The 17,492-nt window shown below is 72.5% G+C and carries 14 protein-coding genes and 1 pseudogene; 10 read left to right on the top strand and 5 right to left on the bottom strand.

Features of this window, described 5'->3' with window-relative positions; all coding sequences use genetic code 11:
• Window positions 1-49: 49 nt before the first annotated feature.
• A complete protein-coding gene (locus tag ACZ4XD_RS30350; protein WP_468047283.1) occupies window positions 50-514 on the top strand; it encodes a VOC family protein in 465 nt (154 codons plus the stop codon).
• Window positions 515-710: 196 nt separating this feature from the next.
• Here ACZ4XD_RS30350 and ACZ4XD_RS30345 read toward each other — a convergent pair whose 3' ends face one another.
• A complete protein-coding gene (locus ACZ4XD_RS30345; RefSeq protein WP_468047305.1) occupies window positions 711-1,250 on the bottom strand; it encodes a GNAT family N-acetyltransferase in 540 nt (179 codons plus the stop codon).
• A gap of 220 nt (window positions 1,251-1,470) precedes the next feature.
• On the opposite strand from ACZ4XD_RS30345, the pseudogene ACZ4XD_RS30340 reads away from it, so the two are divergent.
• Window positions 1,471-1,728, top strand: a pseudogene (locus tag ACZ4XD_RS30340) (MerR family DNA-binding protein); the annotation flags it as partial.
• A 14-nt stretch (window positions 1,729-1,742) separates the two neighbouring features.
• Here ACZ4XD_RS30340 and ACZ4XD_RS30335 read toward each other — a convergent pair.
• A complete protein-coding gene (locus tag ACZ4XD_RS30335; RefSeq protein WP_468047281.1) occupies window positions 1,743-2,789 on the bottom strand; it encodes an Rv2578c family radical SAM protein in 1,047 nt (348 codons plus the stop codon).
• A gap of 157 nt (window positions 2,790-2,946) precedes the next feature.
• Here ACZ4XD_RS30335 and ACZ4XD_RS30330 point away from each other — a divergent pair, with 157 nt between their 5' ends.
• The 3 genes from ACZ4XD_RS30330 (at window position 2,947) to ACZ4XD_RS30320 (ending at window position 7,418) form a co-directional block, all read left to right on the top strand.
• Window positions 2,947-3,390 (top strand): SRPBCC family protein, encoded by a 444-nt coding sequence (locus tag ACZ4XD_RS30330; protein WP_468047279.1) that lies wholly within the window; start codon window positions 2,947-2,949, stop codon window positions 3,388-3,390.
• Between the two features lie 252 nt (window positions 3,391-3,642).
• Window positions 3,643-6,345, top strand: a complete 2,703-nt coding sequence (locus tag ACZ4XD_RS30325) for an MFS transporter (protein ID WP_468047277.1) — start codon at window positions 3,643-3,645, stop codon at window positions 6,343-6,345.
• A gap of 131 nt (window positions 6,346-6,476) precedes the next feature.
• The gene (locus tag ACZ4XD_RS30320) at window positions 6,477-7,418 is read left to right on the top strand and encodes an alpha/beta fold hydrolase (protein ID WP_468047275.1); all 942 of its coding nucleotides are present in this window, start codon (window positions 6,477-6,479) and stop codon (window positions 7,416-7,418) included.
• Here the strand turns inward: ACZ4XD_RS30320 and ACZ4XD_RS30315 are convergent.
• Window positions 7,409-8,260, bottom strand: a complete 852-nt coding sequence (locus ACZ4XD_RS30315) for a class I SAM-dependent methyltransferase (RefSeq protein WP_468047274.1) — start codon at window positions 8,258-8,260, stop codon at window positions 7,409-7,411. The two genes, ACZ4XD_RS30320 and ACZ4XD_RS30315, sit on opposite strands and share 10 nt — an antisense overlap.
• Window positions 8,261-8,597: 337 nt before the next feature.
• Between ACZ4XD_RS30315 and ACZ4XD_RS30310 the strand changes: the two genes are divergently transcribed.
• The gene (locus ACZ4XD_RS30310) at window positions 8,598-9,677 is read left to right on the top strand and encodes a hypothetical protein (RefSeq protein ID WP_468047272.1); all 1,080 of its coding nucleotides are present in this window, start codon (window positions 8,598-8,600) and stop codon (window positions 9,675-9,677) included.
• Between the two features lie 87 nt (window positions 9,678-9,764).
• Here ACZ4XD_RS30310 and ACZ4XD_RS30305 read toward each other — a convergent pair whose 3' ends face one another.
• On the bottom strand, window positions 9,765-10,640 hold the full coding sequence (locus ACZ4XD_RS30305; RefSeq protein WP_468047270.1) for a serine hydrolase: 876 nt from the start codon (window positions 10,638-10,640) through the stop codon (window positions 9,765-9,767).
• A 241-nt stretch (window positions 10,641-10,881) separates the two neighbouring features.
• Window positions 10,882-11,685: a PucR family transcriptional regulator gene (locus ACZ4XD_RS30300; RefSeq protein ID WP_468047268.1), complete on the bottom strand. Its 804-nt coding sequence runs from the start codon at window positions 11,683-11,685 to the stop codon at window positions 10,882-10,884.
• Between the two features lie 460 nt (window positions 11,686-12,145).
• Between ACZ4XD_RS30300 and ACZ4XD_RS30295 the strand changes: the two genes are divergently transcribed.
• Genes ACZ4XD_RS30295 through ACZ4XD_RS30280 form a run of 4 tightly spaced genes read left to right on the top strand, consistent with a single transcriptional unit; the run spans window position 12,146 to window position 17,325 of the window.
• The gene (locus ACZ4XD_RS30295) at window positions 12,146-12,979 is read left to right on the top strand and encodes a M55 family metallopeptidase (protein ID WP_468047266.1); all 834 of its coding nucleotides are present in this window, start codon (window positions 12,146-12,148) and stop codon (window positions 12,977-12,979) included.
• Window positions 12,972-14,336 (top strand): M20/M25/M40 family metallo-hydrolase, encoded by a 1,365-nt coding sequence (locus ACZ4XD_RS30290; protein WP_468047264.1) that lies wholly within the window; start codon window positions 12,972-12,974, stop codon window positions 14,334-14,336. Before ACZ4XD_RS30295 ends, ACZ4XD_RS30290 begins: the two co-directional genes overlap by 8 nt.
• A gap of 44 nt (window positions 14,337-14,380) precedes the next feature.
• Window positions 14,381-16,396 (top strand): prolyl oligopeptidase family serine peptidase, encoded by a 2,016-nt coding sequence (locus ACZ4XD_RS30285; RefSeq protein ID WP_468047262.1) that lies wholly within the window; start codon window positions 14,381-14,383, stop codon window positions 16,394-16,396.
• Window positions 16,393-17,325, top strand: coding sequence for a S66 peptidase family protein (locus ACZ4XD_RS30280; protein WP_468047260.1), 933 nt, complete (start codon window positions 16,393-16,395; stop codon window positions 17,323-17,325). The genes ACZ4XD_RS30285 and ACZ4XD_RS30280 overlap by 4 nt, the downstream gene beginning before the upstream one ends.
• Window positions 17,326-17,492 lie beyond the last annotated feature (167 nt).

Raw genomic sequence — 17,492 nt, 5'->3', positions numbered from 1 at the left:
AGCCGCGCCGGCCCCCGATTGTCAGTGCCGGGGTCTATAAGTGGTGACCATGACCGCAACCCCCCTGCACTGGAAGCTCGTCGTCGACGCCCACGACCCGCACGCCCAGGCCGACTTCTGGGCGGCCGCCCTCCACTACGAGGTCGAGGACCACAGCACCCTCATCGCCAAACTCCTCGACCTCGGCGCCATCCCGCCCGAGATCCTCCTCGACCACCACGACCGGCGCGCCTGGCGGGACGCGGCGGCCGTACGCCACCCCGACGACCCGTACGACGCGGAGAGCGGCACGGGCCTGGGACGCCGACTGCTCTTCAACCGCGTCCCGCGCCAGGAGCAGAAGACGGCCAAGAACCGCCTGCACATCGACCTGCACGGCCCCACGGGCGAACGGGACACCGAGGTCGAACGCCTCCGCGCCCTCGGCGCCCGGGTGGAGCGCCACATCCAGGAACCGGGCGGCGAGTGGGTGATCATGACGGACCCGGAGGGCAACGAGTTCTGCGTGCACTAGGGCGGCTCAGGCCCGCCCTGCTCACGGACGGCGCCCCCTCGGCCCTCCGGACGTCCACCGGCCTTGTGGCGTGCCCCCCCGCACACGTTCCTCAACTGGGGGCGGGCAGGAAGCCCAGCATCCTCTGGGGGTCGGCAGGCTCGCGGTAGCAGACACAAGCGCTCAGCCGCCGCTGGATCACACGGCAGGGCAGGCCCTAACCGCCCGCCCTGCCCAGCGACCGCCGATAGCGCAGTTCCGGGACGCTGCTGCCGCCCACGTCGTGGGTCTCCTCGGCGCCGTCCGGGGTGAAACCGGCGCGTTCGTAGAAGCGCTGGGCGCGGGTGTTGCCGCGTACGACCCACAGGTACAGCGTGTGGAAGCCGTGGGCCCGTGCGCGGGTGGTGCCGGCGGTCAGCAAGGTGCGGCCGATGCCGGTGCCGATCAAGGTGGGGGCGACGTAGAGGGCGAGCAGTTCGCCCGCGGTCGGGCGGGGGGCGGGCAACTCCGCGGCTCCTGGGGCGATATCGGGGTCGCGGGCCGGGCCGACGCACGCCCAGCCGACGACCTCGCCGTTCCGCTCGGCCACCAGGTCCGAGACCTCCGGTGACCGGCGCGCGAACCACGAGCGCCGCCGTTCGGCATCCGCCGTCACGCTCATCGCGTCCAGATAGGCCTGGGGCATCAGCCCGCGGTAGGCCGTCTGCCAGCCGTGGACCCGCACCGCGGAGACCGCTTCGATATCGGCTTCGGTCATCTCCCGTATCCGTACGGGGGGCAGCGGCTGTGTGGGGGCGCGTTCGGAAGTCCTCTCGGTCCGGTCCATGCCGGAGAGGTTAGGGCCTGGCCCCAGGGGGTCCCAAGGGGAATTCCGCGGGGGACGGCGCGGGGTGGGGCAGGGTGCCGCTTGACCTTGTCCCAGGGGGCAGGGTTCGAGACTCGCGGCATGGAACAGGCAAGGAACTCCGGGCCGTGCGGGCTACCGCGTCTACGACGAGCGCGCGGCCGTACGGGTCCGCATCCTCCGGCTCCTGGCGGCCGGGCTGACGCTCGCCGATGTCCACTGCTTCTCGCCCTGCCTGGACGGCGATATGACCACCGCGGCGCCCTCACCCGAGGGGCTGCGCATCGCCCGTGCACGGCTCGCCGTCATCGAGGAGCGGATCGCCGCCCAGACCGCGGTCCGCGACCGGTTGGCGCGGGCCCTGGAGTCGGTGCCGGTCGCCCCCGTCTGAGGGCTCGGGCAGGGTCATATCAGGGTCAACTGGGTGGGTTCCGCGGAGTGGTGGGCCTCGTCGCCGGGGCTGCCGGCCGGTTCGGGAGCGGCGTCCGGCGGCGGGATCCGGCGGGCCTCGCCGGGCCGGGCGGGCCCGATGCCGTACTCCGCGGCGAGTTCATGGACCTGGCGGGTGATCCGGCGCTGGTACCACTTGGGGGCGTAGGCGCCGTCCGCGTACATCGTGGTGTAACGCCGCACCAGATGCGGGTGGTGCTGCCCCAGCCACGCCATGAACCACTCACGGGCGCCGGGCCGCAGATGCAGCACCAGCGGGGTGACGGACCCGGCGCCGGCCTCCGCGATGGCCCGGACCGTGGCCCGCAGCTGGTCCGGTGCGTCCCCGAGGAACGGGATCACCGGCGCCATCAGCACCCCGCACGGGATGCCGTGCGCGGTGAGCGTGCGCACCACGTCCAGCCGGCGGTCCGGGGCGGGCGTACCGGGCTCGACCGTGCGCCACAGCTCGCGGTCCAGGAAGCCGACGGAGACCGAGATGCCGACGTCGGTGACCTCGGCGGCCTGCCGAAGCAGGGGCAGATCGCGCAGGATGAGCGTGCCCTTGGTGAGGATCGAGAACGGGTTGGCGTAATCGCGCAGCGCCTCGATGATGCCGGGCATCAGGCGGTAGCGGCCCTCGGCGCGCTGATAGCAGTCGACGTTGGTGCCCATCGCGATGTGGTCACCGCGCCAGCGGCGCCCGGCCAGCTCGCGGCGCAGCAGCTCGGGGGCGTTGACCTTCACCACGATCTGCGAGTCGAAGCCCTGCCCGGTGTCCAGGTCGAGGTAGCTGTGCGTCTTGCGGGCGAAGCAGTAGACGCAGGCATGGCTACAGCCGCGGTAGGGGTTCACGGTCCATTCGAACGGCATCCGGGAGGCGCCCGGGACCCGGTTCACGATCGAGCGGGCGCGCACCTCGTGGAAGGTGATGCCGCGGAAGTCGGGGCTGTCGATCGTCCGGCTGACGACCTCCGTGCCGAACAGCGCGGACGGGCTTTCGCCGAGATTGTCCCAGCGCATCGGGCCTCCTTCTGGATCCTGCCGAGCCCCCGTTCGCCATAATAGAACACATGTTCCCTTGCGGCTCGGCGGCCCTGAATTTGGGCACGTCGCCGCGGGGTGGTTGGCTTGGCGGCGCATCGCAGGACCGGCAGCCGAGTACTGGAGGAAGACACACATGGGGCAGGTCGAGGCCATCACGCAGCGCGAGATCGCGGCGGACCCGGAGGACGTGTTCGACGCGCTCGCCGACTACAACGGCACGCGCCGGCAGCTGCTGCCCGAGCACTTCAGCGAGTACGAGGTTCGCGAGGGCGGCGACGGCAAGGGCACCCTCGTCCACTGGAAGCTCCAGGCCACGAGCAAGCGGGTGCGTGACTGCCTGCTGGAGGTCGACGAGCCGACCGACGGTCAGCTCGTGGAGAAGGACCGCAACTCCTCGATGGTGACCACCTGGGTCGTCACCCCGGCCGGTGAAGGGCGCGCCAAGGTCGTCGTCACCACCACCTGGCAGGGCGCCGGCGGTATCGGCGGCTTCTTCGAGCGGACCTTCGCCCCCAAGGGGCTCGGCCGGATCTACGACGCCCTGCTGGCCAACCTCGCGTCCCACGTGGAGAAGTGAGCGGCAGTCACTTCCGTCACCCGGCATGCATGCCGTCACACTCACCGGTTCGGGTGGTTTCCGGTGAAACGAAGTGTGCGGCCCGCCGGAGCGCTTCGGTACGGAAAGCCCTGATGGGAGCCCAATAGGCGTCCCAGGCAACGTACTTGACGTCCGGTCCCGCCCTGCCCGCACCCCTTTGCCGCGCTTGAACCGTGTTGTCGCCCAATGCGAGAACTTGGACGGCAACAGGCGTGACGAGGGGAGCAGCACGTGGGCGGGACCACCCTGGGTGAGCGGGTCGAGCGAACCGATCCGCCCGCATCCGGTGCGGCAGCGGGACCGGCACCGGGGCCGGCTCGGCAGACGGCCTCGAATGCGGCCCCGAATATGGCTCCGGCTCCGGCTTCGTATCCAGCTCCGGTTCCGGCTTCGCCTCCGGTTCCGGCTTCGAAGTTGGCACCGGTGCCGGGCCCGGCTCCGGCTCCGGCTCCGGCCACGAGCGCCGAGTCCGTGGAGCCCGGCCCCGGTACGCCGCTGCCGGTCAGTCCCCGCCGCAGCTGTCTGGTCATCGCCGCCCTGATGCCGGCGCTGCTGCTCGCGGCCCTCGCCCAGACCGTCGTCGCCGCCGCGCTCCCGAAGATCGTCAGCGAGCTGGACGGTCCGGGCGCGATGCCCTGGGTGGTGACCTCCTACCTGCTCGCCTCGGCCATCGGACTGCCGCTCCACGGCAAGCTCGGCGACCGCTTCGGCCGGAAGCCCGTCTTCCTCTTCGCCCTCCTCGTCTTCACGGCCGGCTCGGCGCTGGCCGGCTGGTCACGGACCATGGACGAACTGATCGCCTTCCGGGCCGTCCAGGGCCTGGGCGGCGGCGGATTGATCATCAGCGTCCAGGCGCTCGTCGCCGACGTCGTACCGCCACGGGCCCGCGGCCGCTTCATGGGCCTGATCGGTGCCGCCTACGGTCTGGCCTCCGCCGCCGGGCCGCTGATCGGCGGCTTCTGCACCGACCATGCCTCCTGGCGCTGGTGCTTCTCCCTCAATATCCCGTTCGGCGCGCTGACGTTCCTGGTCATCGCCTGTGTGCGCAAGCTGCCCCGGCCCGCGCGGCGCGGTCGGCCGGACATCGCCGGGGCGCTGCTGCTCGCCGCGTTCTCCACCTTCCTGTTCCTGCTGGCCAGTTGGGGCGGTACCACCTACGCCTGGGACTCGCGGGTCGTCCTCGGCCTCGGTGCCGGTGCGCTCGGCACCGCCCTGCTGTTCCTGGCGGCCGAGTACTTCGCCGCCGAACCGCTGATCCCGCTGCGGCGGTTCCGCGGCGCGGTCTTCCCTGTCCCCGGTCTGATCGGTACCGCCGTCGGCATCGCGCTCTTCGGCGCCGTCAGCTGGCTGCCGACCTTCCTTCAGATGGTCGACGGCGCCACGGCGACCGAGTCCGGGCTGCTGATGCTGCCGCTGATGGGCGGCATCGTGATCGCTTCCCTCTTCTCCGGCCAACTCATCAGCCGCACCGGCCACTACAGGGTCTTCCCGGTCCTGGGGTGCGCGCTGGTCGTGATGGGGATGTGGCTGCTGTCGCGGATGCCGCAGCACACCGCGGCGGAGGACTTCAGCCTCTGGACGGGCCTGCTCGGCCTCGGTATCGGCTGCGTCCTGCCGGTGCTGGTGCTCGCCGTACGGAACTCCGTACGGGACTCCGTACGCGCCCCCGGCCTCGGCACCGCGACCGGCGCCCACCACTGCTTCCGGCGGATCGGCGGCAGCGTCGGCGCGGCGCTCTTCGGCACCCTGCTCGCCGACCGGCTGGCCCGTCGGCTCGACGACCGGCCGGCGTCGGTGCGGCTGCCCGCTCCTGAGTCGATCACCCCGCAACTGGTGCGTGCGCTGCCCGCCTCGCTGCGTGACAGCTCGCTCGCCGCGTACGCGGACGCCATGCCAAGGATCTTCGTCTACCTCGTGCCGGTGCTCGTCCTGGGCCTCGTGCTCGCCTTCTTCCTGAAAGAGAAACCCCTGGTGTCCCACGCCCCTCATGCTCCGCAGGCCACTCCGTCCCCGCAGGTGTCGTACGGCGACCCGGCCGACCCCGCCGCCGTACCGCAGGCGCGTACCGCCCCGGACCCGACCCCCGTCAACTCCCGGAATTCCGGCGCCTCTTATGCCCGCGCGCACAGCTACACCGCCAACGGACACGCCGCCAACGGACGCTCCACCGCCATGGCCGGACTCCCGGTCTGTGGCACCGTCCAGCACCACGACGGGAGCATCGTGCCGCGCGCCGCGCTCACCCTCATCGATGTCGCCGGCCGGCAGATCGGCCGCGGTGCCACCGGAGAGGACGGACGGTATGCGCTGAGCACACCGGGCGCCGGCTCCTATGTGCTGATCGCGGCGGCGGGCGGCCATCAGCCGCAGGCGGTCACCGTCACCGTCGGCGAGCGGCCGGTCGAGCTGGATGTCGTGCTCGGTGGCGCGGGGCGGCTCGCGGGCACCGTCACCACCGCCGACGGCACCCCCGTACGCGATGCCATGGTCACCCTCACCGATGTACGTGGCGAGGTCGTCGCCACCACCCGCAGCGGGCGCGAAGGCGGCTATGTCATCGGGGAGTTGGTGGCCGGCGAGTACACCCTGGCCTCCAGCGCCCCGGCGTTCCGCCCCGCCGCGCTGCCGGTGACCGTCCAGGCCTCCCGGGAGACCCGCCAGGACATCGAGCTCGCCGGTGGTGCGGTGCTGCGCGGGACCGTACGGGCCGGCGGCGGGCGCCCCGTCGAGGACGCCAGGGTCACCCTGCTGGACGCCGCCGGGAATGTCGTCGATACCGCGACGACCGGGCCCGACGGGCTGTTCCGCTTCGTGGATCTGTCGGCCGGTGAGTACACCGTCATCGCCGCCGGATACCCGCCGGTGGCCACCGTCCTCCAGGTGGCCGGCGGCGGCCGTACCGAACGCGACCTCCAGCTGGGGCACGAGGACTGAACGGACGGCGACGGTTGGCCCGAAGTCGCACTACTGATTCCGCGTCAGATCAACTTGTCGATAAGGGAGATGAGGTGCGGATGACGCCCCCCGCGGCCCGGCGGCAGGCGCGGTCGTGATGGGATGGCCGTATGACGGAGATCAGCTTTCCGGAGCCCCGCATCGGACCTGAATGGGCCCGGCGGGGCATCGGGGCCTTCCGTGACCCGGCGGCGTTCGAGCGGTTCGCCGCGGTGTACCGGGAGGCGATGGACGGTCTGCCCGAGCCGGATGAGCAGCGGACCGTGGACACCTCGTACGGGACGGTGCGGGTGTACCGGTTCGGCTCGGGGGACGGCCTGCCGCTCGTCCTGATGCCGGGACGGCAGTCATGCACCCCGTTGTGGCGGACGAATCTGCCGGGGCTGATGGGGAGCGGACGTCCCGTTTACGCCGTCGACGGGCTCGGGGAGCCGGGCTGCAGCGTGCAGTCGGCGCCGATGACGTCCGGTGCCGATCAGGCGGCCTGGATCGACGAGATGCTCGCCGGGCTCGCACTGCCCCGGGCGCATGTGCTGGGGGTGTCGATCGGGGGCTGGCTGGCGGTGCAGGTCGCGCTGCACCGTCCGGAGCGGATCGCGTCGGTGATCGCGCTGGATCCGGCGAACACCTTCGCGCCGCTGAGCTGGAAGATGCTCGTGGTCTCGCTGGGCAGTGTCCTTCCCGGGATGCCGGAGGGGCTGCGCAACCGGCTGCTGGGCTGGATCTCCGGCGGGATCGACAACGCCTCGGAGCACATCGAGGGCCGGCTGATCGCCTCCGGTATGCGGGACTTCAAGGTCAGCTTCCCGGCGCCGGCCCAGCCCGGCGCGGACGCGTTGCGCTCGATCGGCGTCCCCGTGCTCGCGCTGATCGCCGGGAAGAGCATCGTGCATGACGCCGGGAAGGCCGCGGCCCGCGCCCGCACGCTGCGCGACAGCACCGTGGAGATCTGGCCGGAGGCCTCCCACGCGCTCAACGGGGAGTACCCGGAGCGGCTCGCGGAACGGGTGCACGCCTTTCTCGACGGGGTGCACGAGCACCGTCAGGGCTGACCCGTAAGGGAGACGGGGGCCGTGCCGAAACGCAGCCGGGTGATGAGCGGGCGGTCGGTGCGGAGCAGGGGTACGGCCGCGGCGCGCGGAGCGAGCCGGCCGAGGAAGCCGCGGCCCGCGGGGAACGGCACCTCGGACACCTCGCTGATGGCCGGATGGGCCTGGCGCAGCCGGTCCCGGTCGGCCGCGTCCATGCCCCAGGGCATCGGGGGCAGCCGGTGGCCGCCCGGCCCCTTCGCGTGGGCGCGGGTGCGGGCGCTGAACCGCCGCGAGACGGTGTCGAACACCATCGTGCCGCCGGGGAACGCACCGGCGCAGGCGGCGATCAGCCGGGTCACCTGGGCGGGCTGGAGATACATCAGCAGCCCCTGAGCGGTCACCAGGACGCCGCGCGAGGGATCGATGCCCGCCATCCATTGGCTGTCGCGGGCGTCGCAGGCCACCAGGCGCTGCCGCTCCCCGTGGGGCAGCAGGCGCCGCCGCAGGGCCAACGGGTCGTCCAGGTCGACGGTGACCCACTGGGCCCGGCCGTTGTCCACCCGCCAGAACTGGGTCTCCAGGCCCTCGCCGAGCGCGACCACGGTGCCGTCCGGACAGTCGGCGAGAAACGCGCGCACCACGCCGTCGAACCCGAGGGACCGCAGGGCGAGGGCCTGCGCCAGCCAGGGGCGGGCGGCGCCCAGCCGCTCCTGGAAGGGGAATTCGATCTCGGTGACGAGCTGTACGGCGCGTGGATCGGGCAGCACCGTGTCCGGGCGGGCGGACTCGGCGGCGCGGTGATGGAGCGTCCACAACGCCGTTTCGGGTACGCCTTCGAGGTCTGCCTTGACGCGGCCTGGCACCGAGTTCCTCCCGGAGTGCGGTGGGGGTGGTGAGCGGTCGGCGGGTTCGCCTGCCGGGCCGGCGGCTGCACGGTCTCGCTCATGCGGCGTTGATATCCCGGTCCCGTCCCGTACGGGGCCGTTCGGGGTGCCGGTCACCCGGGGGAGTGCAAAGTCGTACCGCCACGTCGGGCGGCGGATGCGGCCGGATGCGGCTGACCGCGGCCGGAAGCGGTCGGGGGCGCCCCGCCGACGCCCCGCCCGCCCCGCCAACGGCCCCTGCACGGGCGGCGCGTAGGGTCTTCCGCTGCGGGTTCCCCGGGGAATCCGCAGCGGAACCAAGGGGGATGGGGGAGTCATGGCGGCAGCGGGGTGGCGGCGGTGGGCGCCGAGCGGACGGGTGGTAGCCGTTCTCGCGGTGGTCCTGGTGGTGCTCGTGGGCGGGGGGTACGCGGCGAAGCCGCTGTGGCAGCCGTGGTGGTACGCGACGCAGGTGTGCGCGGGGCTGCTCTCGACCGGCGATCTGGCGGACGTACTCCCCGCCGAGCAGCTGAAGGCCGGCAAGGAAGCGGCGGATCTCGCCCACGGCCGGATGACCTGCGGGGTGGACACACCGGACAGTCACTTCGCGTTGCTGGCGGACGTCGATTCCGACCCGGACACGGTGGACCGCCGGCTCAACGGCGAGTTCGCCATCCCCACGACGCCGGGGTTCGTCTTCCCCGCGGGAATCCCCGGCTTCCAGGGCGAGCTGGGGCACTACATCGTGCAGGAGTGCCCGGATCTGCGGCGGGACTCACTCGGCCGCAAACGGCGGCTGGTCACCCGGGTGATCGGCAAGTGGGACGAGAAGCACGGTACCCCCGCCACCCTGCGGATCGCGGTCTCGCTCGCCAACGGCGCCTCGGAGCAAGCCGGTTGTGGTGCGCCGAAGCTGCCGCTGCCGCAGCGGGCGGTGCTGCGTCCCAGGGCCGTGCCGCCGGCGAAGGGCGGCGCCGGCTGCGGCTGGCTGGCCCGTGCCCGGCTCCCCGAGACCCCTACGGGTAAGCCCTGGCGGGTCGTCGCACACTCCGACCCGCACGCGGCGATCACCCACTGCGCGCTGATGGACGGCACGAGCGGGTTCCCGTATGCCGAGTTCAGCGGCTGGTACGGAGACTGGACGGATGAGTCCTTCAAGACCCTGGTCACCGCCAATGTCTCGCTGCCGGGCGACTTCCCGGACGGCGGCCAGGCGATGAGCGAGGACTTCGGCACCGCCGCCGCCCGCTGCGACGGCGAGTCCGCCCACTACCTGGCGAGGAGCGCCCCGGACCGGCGGCACGCGGGGCGTGAACTGCGGCCGCTGCTGGTCGCGTTCGCCCGGGACCAGGCCGAGCGCCGCGGCTGCGGCCAGCTGTCGCTGCCGGGGAAGCGGATCTTCCCGGGCAGGGGATGACGGAGCGGTCTTCCGCCGCCTGTGGGCGGGCGTGCGCCGTTCGCTGTGTCCGCAGGCACCCGCCCGACGCCGCCGCCGGGCCGGAGGTCAGTGCGTCAGATCGCGGTGGATGACCCGGGCGGCGCGCTCGACGGTGGCCACGCCGTCGTCCATGGTGTGGCTGCCGGTGGAGAGGACGGCCATGCCGTAGTCGTTCCCGCCGCCGTTGAAGGTGCCGACGCTGTTCACCCGCCAGCCGTCGGTCTTGCGCGGCAGCCAGCCGTTCTTGACGTGTACGGAGGCGCCGCCGGGGGCGCCCGCGGGGACACCCCAGCGCTGGTCGGGGACGACCCGGTGCATCAGGTCGAGGGCGTAGCCGCGGGAGGCGGCGGTGAGCACGCGGTTGTCCGTGGTGAGCAGCTCCATCAGCTTGAGCTGGTCTGCGGCGGTGATCTGGGTGAGGCCCCAGGCACCGTGGGTGCCGGGGACGGTGTGCCGCATACCGGCCAGGGACAGGAAGTGCTGGACGCCGGCCGGGCGGACCCGGCGCCAGAGCGCGGTGGTCGCGTCGTTGTCCGACTTGGTGATCATGGCGGTGGTCAGCCGCACCTCGTGCGGGGTCAGCTTGCGGTGCGCCTCCTCCGCCTGCCGCAGCAGGGCCCCGAGCACCGTGACCTTCACCACACTCGCCGAGTCGAAGTGGGCGCCGGCCTGGAACTCGCAGTGGGTCCGGGTCCGCCGGTCGTAGACGGCCAGCGCCGAGGCGCCCTCCCGCCCGTGGAGGGCGTCGGCGATGTCCTGGGACAGGGCGGGCGCCAGGCCCGGCTGCTGCGAGGTGCACACGACCTCGGAGCCGCCCACCGGCGTGCTGGCGGAGCCGGCCGCGGCCGGGGTCGCCGTGGTGAGCACCGTGAGCAGCGATCCGGCAGCCACGACCGCGGCCAGCCCGCGGCGCGCGCAGGTCGAGATGCGTGATCCGTGCATGGAGGTGGTGTCCTGTCCCGCTGTGTATCGGAGGCTGCGCCGTCGGGCGGCCGGCCTCGTGCGACCGGCGCTGCCGGGTCACCGTGGCCGTGCGGCCGGCTGGTGTCCCGCTTCATGGGTCACGGCGACGATACGTGGCGGGGGTGGGGGCACCCCGGGCGAGATGGGTAGTTTGTCCGTATTTGGGGGGTGGGCTGGAGTGTGAGATTCGCCAAAATCACGGGCGAATCCGGGCATGCCGCTAGCGGCGTGGCAGGGCCTTTCGGGGGCTGGGGGCGGCGCGCGGTCGCCGGGTGGCGGCCGCCCGGCGCCGGCGGGTGGCCGCCATCAGCTGGCGGCTGCGGAGCGCCATCTCGATCTCGAAACGGGTCCGTGGGTCCCGGAGGCGGGCGCCGAACAGCTTCTCCAGCTGGCGCATCCGGTAGCGGACCGTCTGCGGGTGGATGCTGAGTGCCTTGGCCACCTCCGGAGCGCCCATGCCGCCGAGCCAGGCGAGCAGGGTGGCCTCCAGGCGCTCGCACCGCTCCGGCGTGAGCCCCGCGAGCGGGCGCAGACGGCGGGCTATCAGGGTGTGGGTCAGCGACTCGTCCTGGAGGAGGACGAGCGAGGAGAGGTGGTCGTCGACGAACACCACTCCGGCCTCGGGGCCGTCGTGCGCGGACGCCAGATCCAGCAGCCGGGTCGCGGCGCGTACCGAGGAGGCGGCCTCCGCCGGCGGCACCGCATGACCGACCACCGCGGCGCGATGGCGCAGGACGCCCTTCAGTCGGGCCCGGCCGCTCTTGCCGTCGGCCAGCGACGCGGGGATCAGCAGCCCTGGCGGTTCGTCCGGTCCGCTGACGAGGCAGTCGCCCAGCGCGGACGCCACCAGATGGATGTCGGTGTCGGTGCGCAGCATGACCGCGCGCACCTTCTCGGGCAGCGGACGGCCGGACCGCAACACGTCCTCGATCAGCCGGGCCACCTGCTGGTGACCGCCCCGTTCGATGACTTCCTTGAAGCTTGGGTTGCGATCGCAAAGAGACTGCGCGATCAGTTCGGTCAAGATCGCGAGTTGGCCTTCGCTGTCGGCTCGCGTGTCACCGCAGTGCGGTAAACGGACGCCATTGAGTGCCTCGCTCACCATTCTTGCCTCTGTTTCCTTGCGTGGGAAGCTGGTCCGGCCTGTTGTACCTCACCTGGCATGTGCCGTCGGCAGCTGACAGAACTCGTTCAGAAGTCCTTACGGATTCCGTCGGAAGTCCTTCCGCTTTGCGGCAGAAACTGTGCGAGATGCGGTGGGAGACGAGCGTACCCCCAGCTTCCGCTTGGAAGGAATCGTGGTGCTGAGATGAAGAAAACGTGCGGTTGGCCACAACAGGCCCGTCCTGGAAGGCGTCGGACGGGGCGTCAGGCCGAAGGCCCTGGTTAGGCTGGGCAAGCCGTCCGGGATCGCCGAAACTGTGGTTCCGGGCGACGTCGGGTGTCGTGCGTACCGCCCCCTAGCTGCGACGGGACTGGTGCATGTGAAGATCCTCATCTCCGCGGACATGGAGGGCGCCACGGGCGTGACCTGGCCGGCCGATGTGCTGCCGGGCACGCCCCAGTGGGAGCGCTGCCGCCATATGTTCACGTCCGACGTGAACGCGGCGATCGCCGGATTCTTCGACGGCGGCGCCGACGAGGTGCTGGTCAACGAGGCTCATTGGACGATGCGCAATCTGCTGCTGGAACAGCTCGACGAGCGCGCGCAGATGCTCACCGGGCGGCACAAATCGCTCAGCATGGTCGAGGGGGTGCAGCACGGAGACGTCGACGGGATCGCCTTCGTCGGCTACCACACGGGCGCGGGCACCGAAGGCGTCCTCGCGCACACCTACCTCGCCAACACCCTCACCGGCGTCTGGGTCGACGGCACCCGCGCGAGCGAGGGCTATCTGAACTCCCTGGTGGTGGCCGAGTACGGGGTCCCCGTGGTGCTGGTCACCGGCGACGACCGCACCTGTCAGGACGCCCTCGGGTACGCCCCGCAGGCGCCCGGTGTGGCGGTCAAGGACTATGTGTCGCGCTATGCGGCGGTCTGCCGGCCGCCGGCCCGTACCGCGGCCGAGATCCGGGCCGCCGCCCACAAGGGCGCGGCGCTGGCGGTGCGTCATGAACCGTCCCGGCGCGGGCCGTTCCGCTTCGAGCTGGAATTCGACGCCGAACACCTGGTGGGCGCGGCGACCTGCGTGCCGGGCGTGGAACGATGCGGGGAGCGCCGCATCACGTACACCGGGCAGAACATGTACGAGGCCATCCGGTGCTTCAAGGCGGTGACCACCGTCGTGTCGTCTGCCGTGGAGGAGCAATATGGCTGAGGTGGAGTCCGCCGGGCAGCCCGGGGCCGGGCAGGCCCCCGGCGTGGACCGGCAGGCGCTCGACGAGGTGGTGCGGTTCACCTCCGAGCTGATCCGGATCGATACCAGCAACGCCGGTGACGGTGCCTGTCAGGAGCGCCCGGCCGCCGAGTACGTCGCCGAGCGGCTGGCCGGGGCCGGACTGGCACCCACGCTGCTGGAGCGCAGCAAGGGCCGGACGAATGTGGTCGCCCGCATCGAGGGCACCGACCCCACCGCCGATGCCCTGTTGGTGCACGGCCATCTCGACGTGGTGCCCGCCGAGCCCGCCGACTGGACCGTGCATCCCTTCTCCGGGGAGATCCGCGACGGTGTGGTCTGGGGCCGCGGCGCCATCGACATGAAGAACATGGACGCGATGGTGCTCGCCACGGTCCGCCAGTGGGCCCGCAGCGGGGTGCGGCCGCGGCGGGACATCGTGCTCGCCTTCACGGCCGACGAAGAGGCCAGCGCCGAGGACGGCTCCGGCTTCCTGGCCGACCGGCACCCCGGGCTCTTCGACGGCTGCACCGAAGGCATCAGCGAGTCCGGGGCCTTCACCTTCCACCCCGGCGACGGCAGGCAGCTGTACCCGGTCGCGGCGGGGGAGCGCGGGACGGCCTGGCTGAAGCTGACCGCCCGGGGGCGGGCCGGGCACGGCTCGAAGGTCAACCGCGACAACGCCGTCAGCCGTCTCGCCGCGGCCGTGGCCCGGATCGGCGCGCACGAGTGGCCGGTCCGGCTCACCCCGACGGTGCGGGCCGCGCTCCGCGAACTCGCCGCGCTGTATGGCATCGACACCGATGTCGACGCGCCTGACTTCGATGTCGATGCGCTGCTGAGCAGGCTCGGCACGGCCGCCGAGCTGGTCGAGCCGACGGTGCGCAACAGCGCCAATCCGACGATGCTGGCGGCCGGTTACAAGGTCAATGTGATCCCGGGGACGGCCGTCGCCCATATCGACGGCCGGGTGGTCCCCGGTGGCGAGGCGGAGTTCCGTACGACCATGGATGAGCTCACGGGCCCCGGGGTGAGCTGGGCGTACGACCATCGCGAGATCGCGCTGGAGGCCCCGGTCGACTCCCCGACGTTCGCCGCGATGCGGGCCGCGATCGAGCGCTTCGACCCGGCCGGCCGGGTCGTGCCGTACTGCATGTCCGGCGGCACCGACGCCAAGCAGTTCTCCCGGCTGGGCATCACCGGCTATGGCTTCTCCCCGCTGAAGCTGCCCGAGGGCTTCGACTACCAGGCGCTCTTCCATGGCGTGGACGAATGTGTGCCGGTCGAGGGGCTGCATTTCGGGGTCCGGGTGCTCGATCATTTCCTGCGCGCGGTCTGACCGGCCGACGCGTTGCCCGACCGGTGGTGGAGAGGAACGACAGCATGGTGACCACGGCTCCGTACGGCGGCTGGACGTCCCCGATAGATGCCCGGATGGTCGCCGCGCACGACGGCCGGCCGGCCTTCGTCGGGGTGGTCGGCGACGAAGTGTGGTGGACGGAGCCGCGGCCCGGCGAGGGCGGCCGGCGGGCGCTGGTCCGCCGGCGTCCTGACGGCACCGAGGAGTCGGTGCTTCCCGCGCCCTGGAACGTCCGCAGCCGGGTGCTGGAGTACGGCGGTCAGCCCTGGGCCGGTGCCGTCACCGAGCGCGGACCGCTGGTCGTCTTCAGCAACTTCGCCGACCAGCGGCTGTACGCCTACGCACCGGACAGCGACGAGGCCCCGCGCCCGCTCACCCCGCACTCCGGCACCGGTAACGGGCTGCGCTGGGCCGACCCGGTGCTGCGCCCCGAGCTCGGTGAGGTCTGGTGCGTCCTGGAGGAGTTCACGGGCGACCGGCCGACCGATGTGCGCCGGGTGATCGCGGCCGTGCCGCTCGACGGCTCCGCCGCCGAACGCCGGTCATCCGTAAGGGAGTTGAGTGACGACCGGCATCGCTTCGTGACCGGTCCGCGGATCTCCCCGGACGGGCGGAAGGTGGCCTGGCTCGCCTGGGACCACCCCCGCATGCCCTGGGAGGGCACCCTGGCGATGGTCGCCCGGGTCACCGGGAAGGGCGAGTTCGAGGACATCCGGCCGCTCGCCGGCGACCTCGGTGCGGACGCGCCGCACGGCGGTGCGGCCGGTGAGTCCGTCGCCCAGATCGAGTGGGCGGCCGACGGCTCACTGCTCTTCGTCTCGGACGTCAGCGGCTGGTGGGAGCTCCAGCGCCTCGACCCCGACGGCGACGCGACGAGCCGCGGTCTGTGCCCGTCCCGGCAGGAGGAGTTCGGCGGCCCGCTGTGGACCGTCGGCCAGCGCTGGTTCCTGCCCCTGGACAACGGCACCCTCGCGGTGATCCACGGCCGGGGCGCCACCTCCCTGGGCATCCTCGACCCGGTGAGCGGCGAACTGGTCGACGCCGCGGGGCCGTGGACCGAATGGGCGCCCAGCCTCGCCGTGCACGGCAGCCGCGTCGTCGGCATCGCCGCCGGCCCGCACAGCTCGTACGAGATCGTCGAGCTGGACACCTGCACCGGACGCGCCCGGGTGCTCGCCTGCCGGCACACCGATGTCCTGGACCCGGCCTACTACCCACGGCCGGCCGACCGGACCTTCACCGGCCCCGACGGGCGGGACATCCACGCCCACATCTACCCGCCGCACAACCCCGACCACCGCGCCCCCGACGGTGAGCTGCCGCCCTACGTGGTGTGGGCGCACGGAGGCCCCACCGGCCGGGCACCGCTGGTCCTCGACCTGGAGATCGCCTATTTCACCACCCGAGGCATCGGCGTCGCCGAGGTCAACTACGGCGGCTCGACGGGCTATGGCCGGGAGTACCGCGAGCGGCTGCGCGGCCAGTGGGGAGTGGTGGACGTCGAGGACTGTGCCGCCGTCGCCCGCGCACTGGCCGACGAGGGCACCGCTGATCGCGCCCGGCTCGCCATCCGCGGCGGCAGCGCCGGCGGCTGGACCGCCGCCGCCTCCCTGACCACCACCGACCTCTACGCCTGCGGCACCATCAGCTATCCGATCCTGGACCTGACCGGCTGGGCGACCGGCGAGACCCATGACTTTGAATCGCGGTATCTGGACTCGCTGGTGGGACCGCTCGCCGAGGTGCCCGACCGCTATCGCGAACGCTCGCCGCTGCACCGCGCGGACCGGATCACCGCGCCGTTCCTGCTGCTCCAGGGCCTGGACGATGTGATCTGCCCGCCCACGCAGTGCGACCGGTTCCTCGCGGCGGTCGCCGGGCGCGGCATACGGCACGCCTATCTGTCGTTCCCCGGCGAGGGCCACGGCTTCCGCCGTGCGGAGACCATCGTGCGCGCCGTGGAGGCCGAACTCTCCCTCTACCTCCAGACCTTCGGCATCACCCGCGGCGATGTCCCGACGCTGGAGCTGCGCGGATGACGGGGCCGGGGCTGGTCAGGCCCCCGCGGCTGCGGTCCGGCGACCGGGTGGCGGTGGTGGCGCCCAGCGGCCCGCTCGTGCCGGAGCGGCTGGACCGCGGGCTGGATGTGCTCCGCGGCTGGGATCTCGACCCGGTCGCCGCGCCCCATGCCCGCGGCACCCACCCCACGCTGGGCCATCTCGCCGCGTCCGACGGGGAGCGGGCCCGCGATCTCCAGGACGCGTGGTGCGATCCGTCCGTGAAGGCGGTGTTCGCGGCGCGCGGTGGCTACGGCGCCCAGCGGATGGTCGACCTGCTGGACTGGGACGCGCTCCGGGCCGCGGCCCCCAAACCGCTGATCGGCTTCAGCGATGTGACCGTGCTGCACGAGGCGTTCGCGGTGCGTGCCGGGGTGTCCACGCTGCACGGGCCGGCCGTCGCGGGTGAGGTCTTCCTCAAGGACGACGCCACCCGGGAACATCTGCGGCGCACGCTGTTCGCGGCGGAGACCGTCCGCACCCTGGCGTCGCCGTCCGCCCGGCCGCTGGTGCCGGGCCGGGCCCACGGGGTCACCCTCGGCGGCTGTCTGGCCCTGCTCGCCGCCGAACTGGGCACCCCGCGGGCCCGGCAGAGCGCGGCGGGCGGGCTGCTCCTGCTGGAGGACGTCGGGGAACCGCCGTACCGCATCGACCGGGCGCTGACCCAACTCCTGCGGGCCGGTTGGCTGGAGGGGGTCGCCGGAGTCGTCCTCGGCTCCTGGGCCCGCTGCGGGCCCTACGCGCAGGTGCGGGAGGTGCTGGTGGACCGGCTGGCCGGGCTCGGGGTGCCGGTGGTCGAGGAGTTCGGCTTCGGACACGGCGATTCCGCGCTGACCGTGCCGCTGGGCGTCCCCGCCGAGCTGGACGCGACGTCCGGCACGCTGACCTTCGAGGTACCGGCAACGGCATGAGCGCACCGCCTGCTTGATGGCCCGCTCACCCCTCCACCGTCCAGGCCCTCATGGGGCCGCCACGATGCCTCGCGCCCTGAGACGGCCCTGAACGCACGTCCTAACCACGACGCGGGTGCGGAGCGTTGACTTGCCGTTACCCGTGCCACAGCATGAGCGCGCCGCTA

Source organism: Streptomyces sp. NPDC029466 (assembly GCF_055574515.1).
The sequence above is the reverse complement of the archived record's forward strand: the minus strand, read 5'-3'. Positions and strand labels throughout refer to the sequence as shown.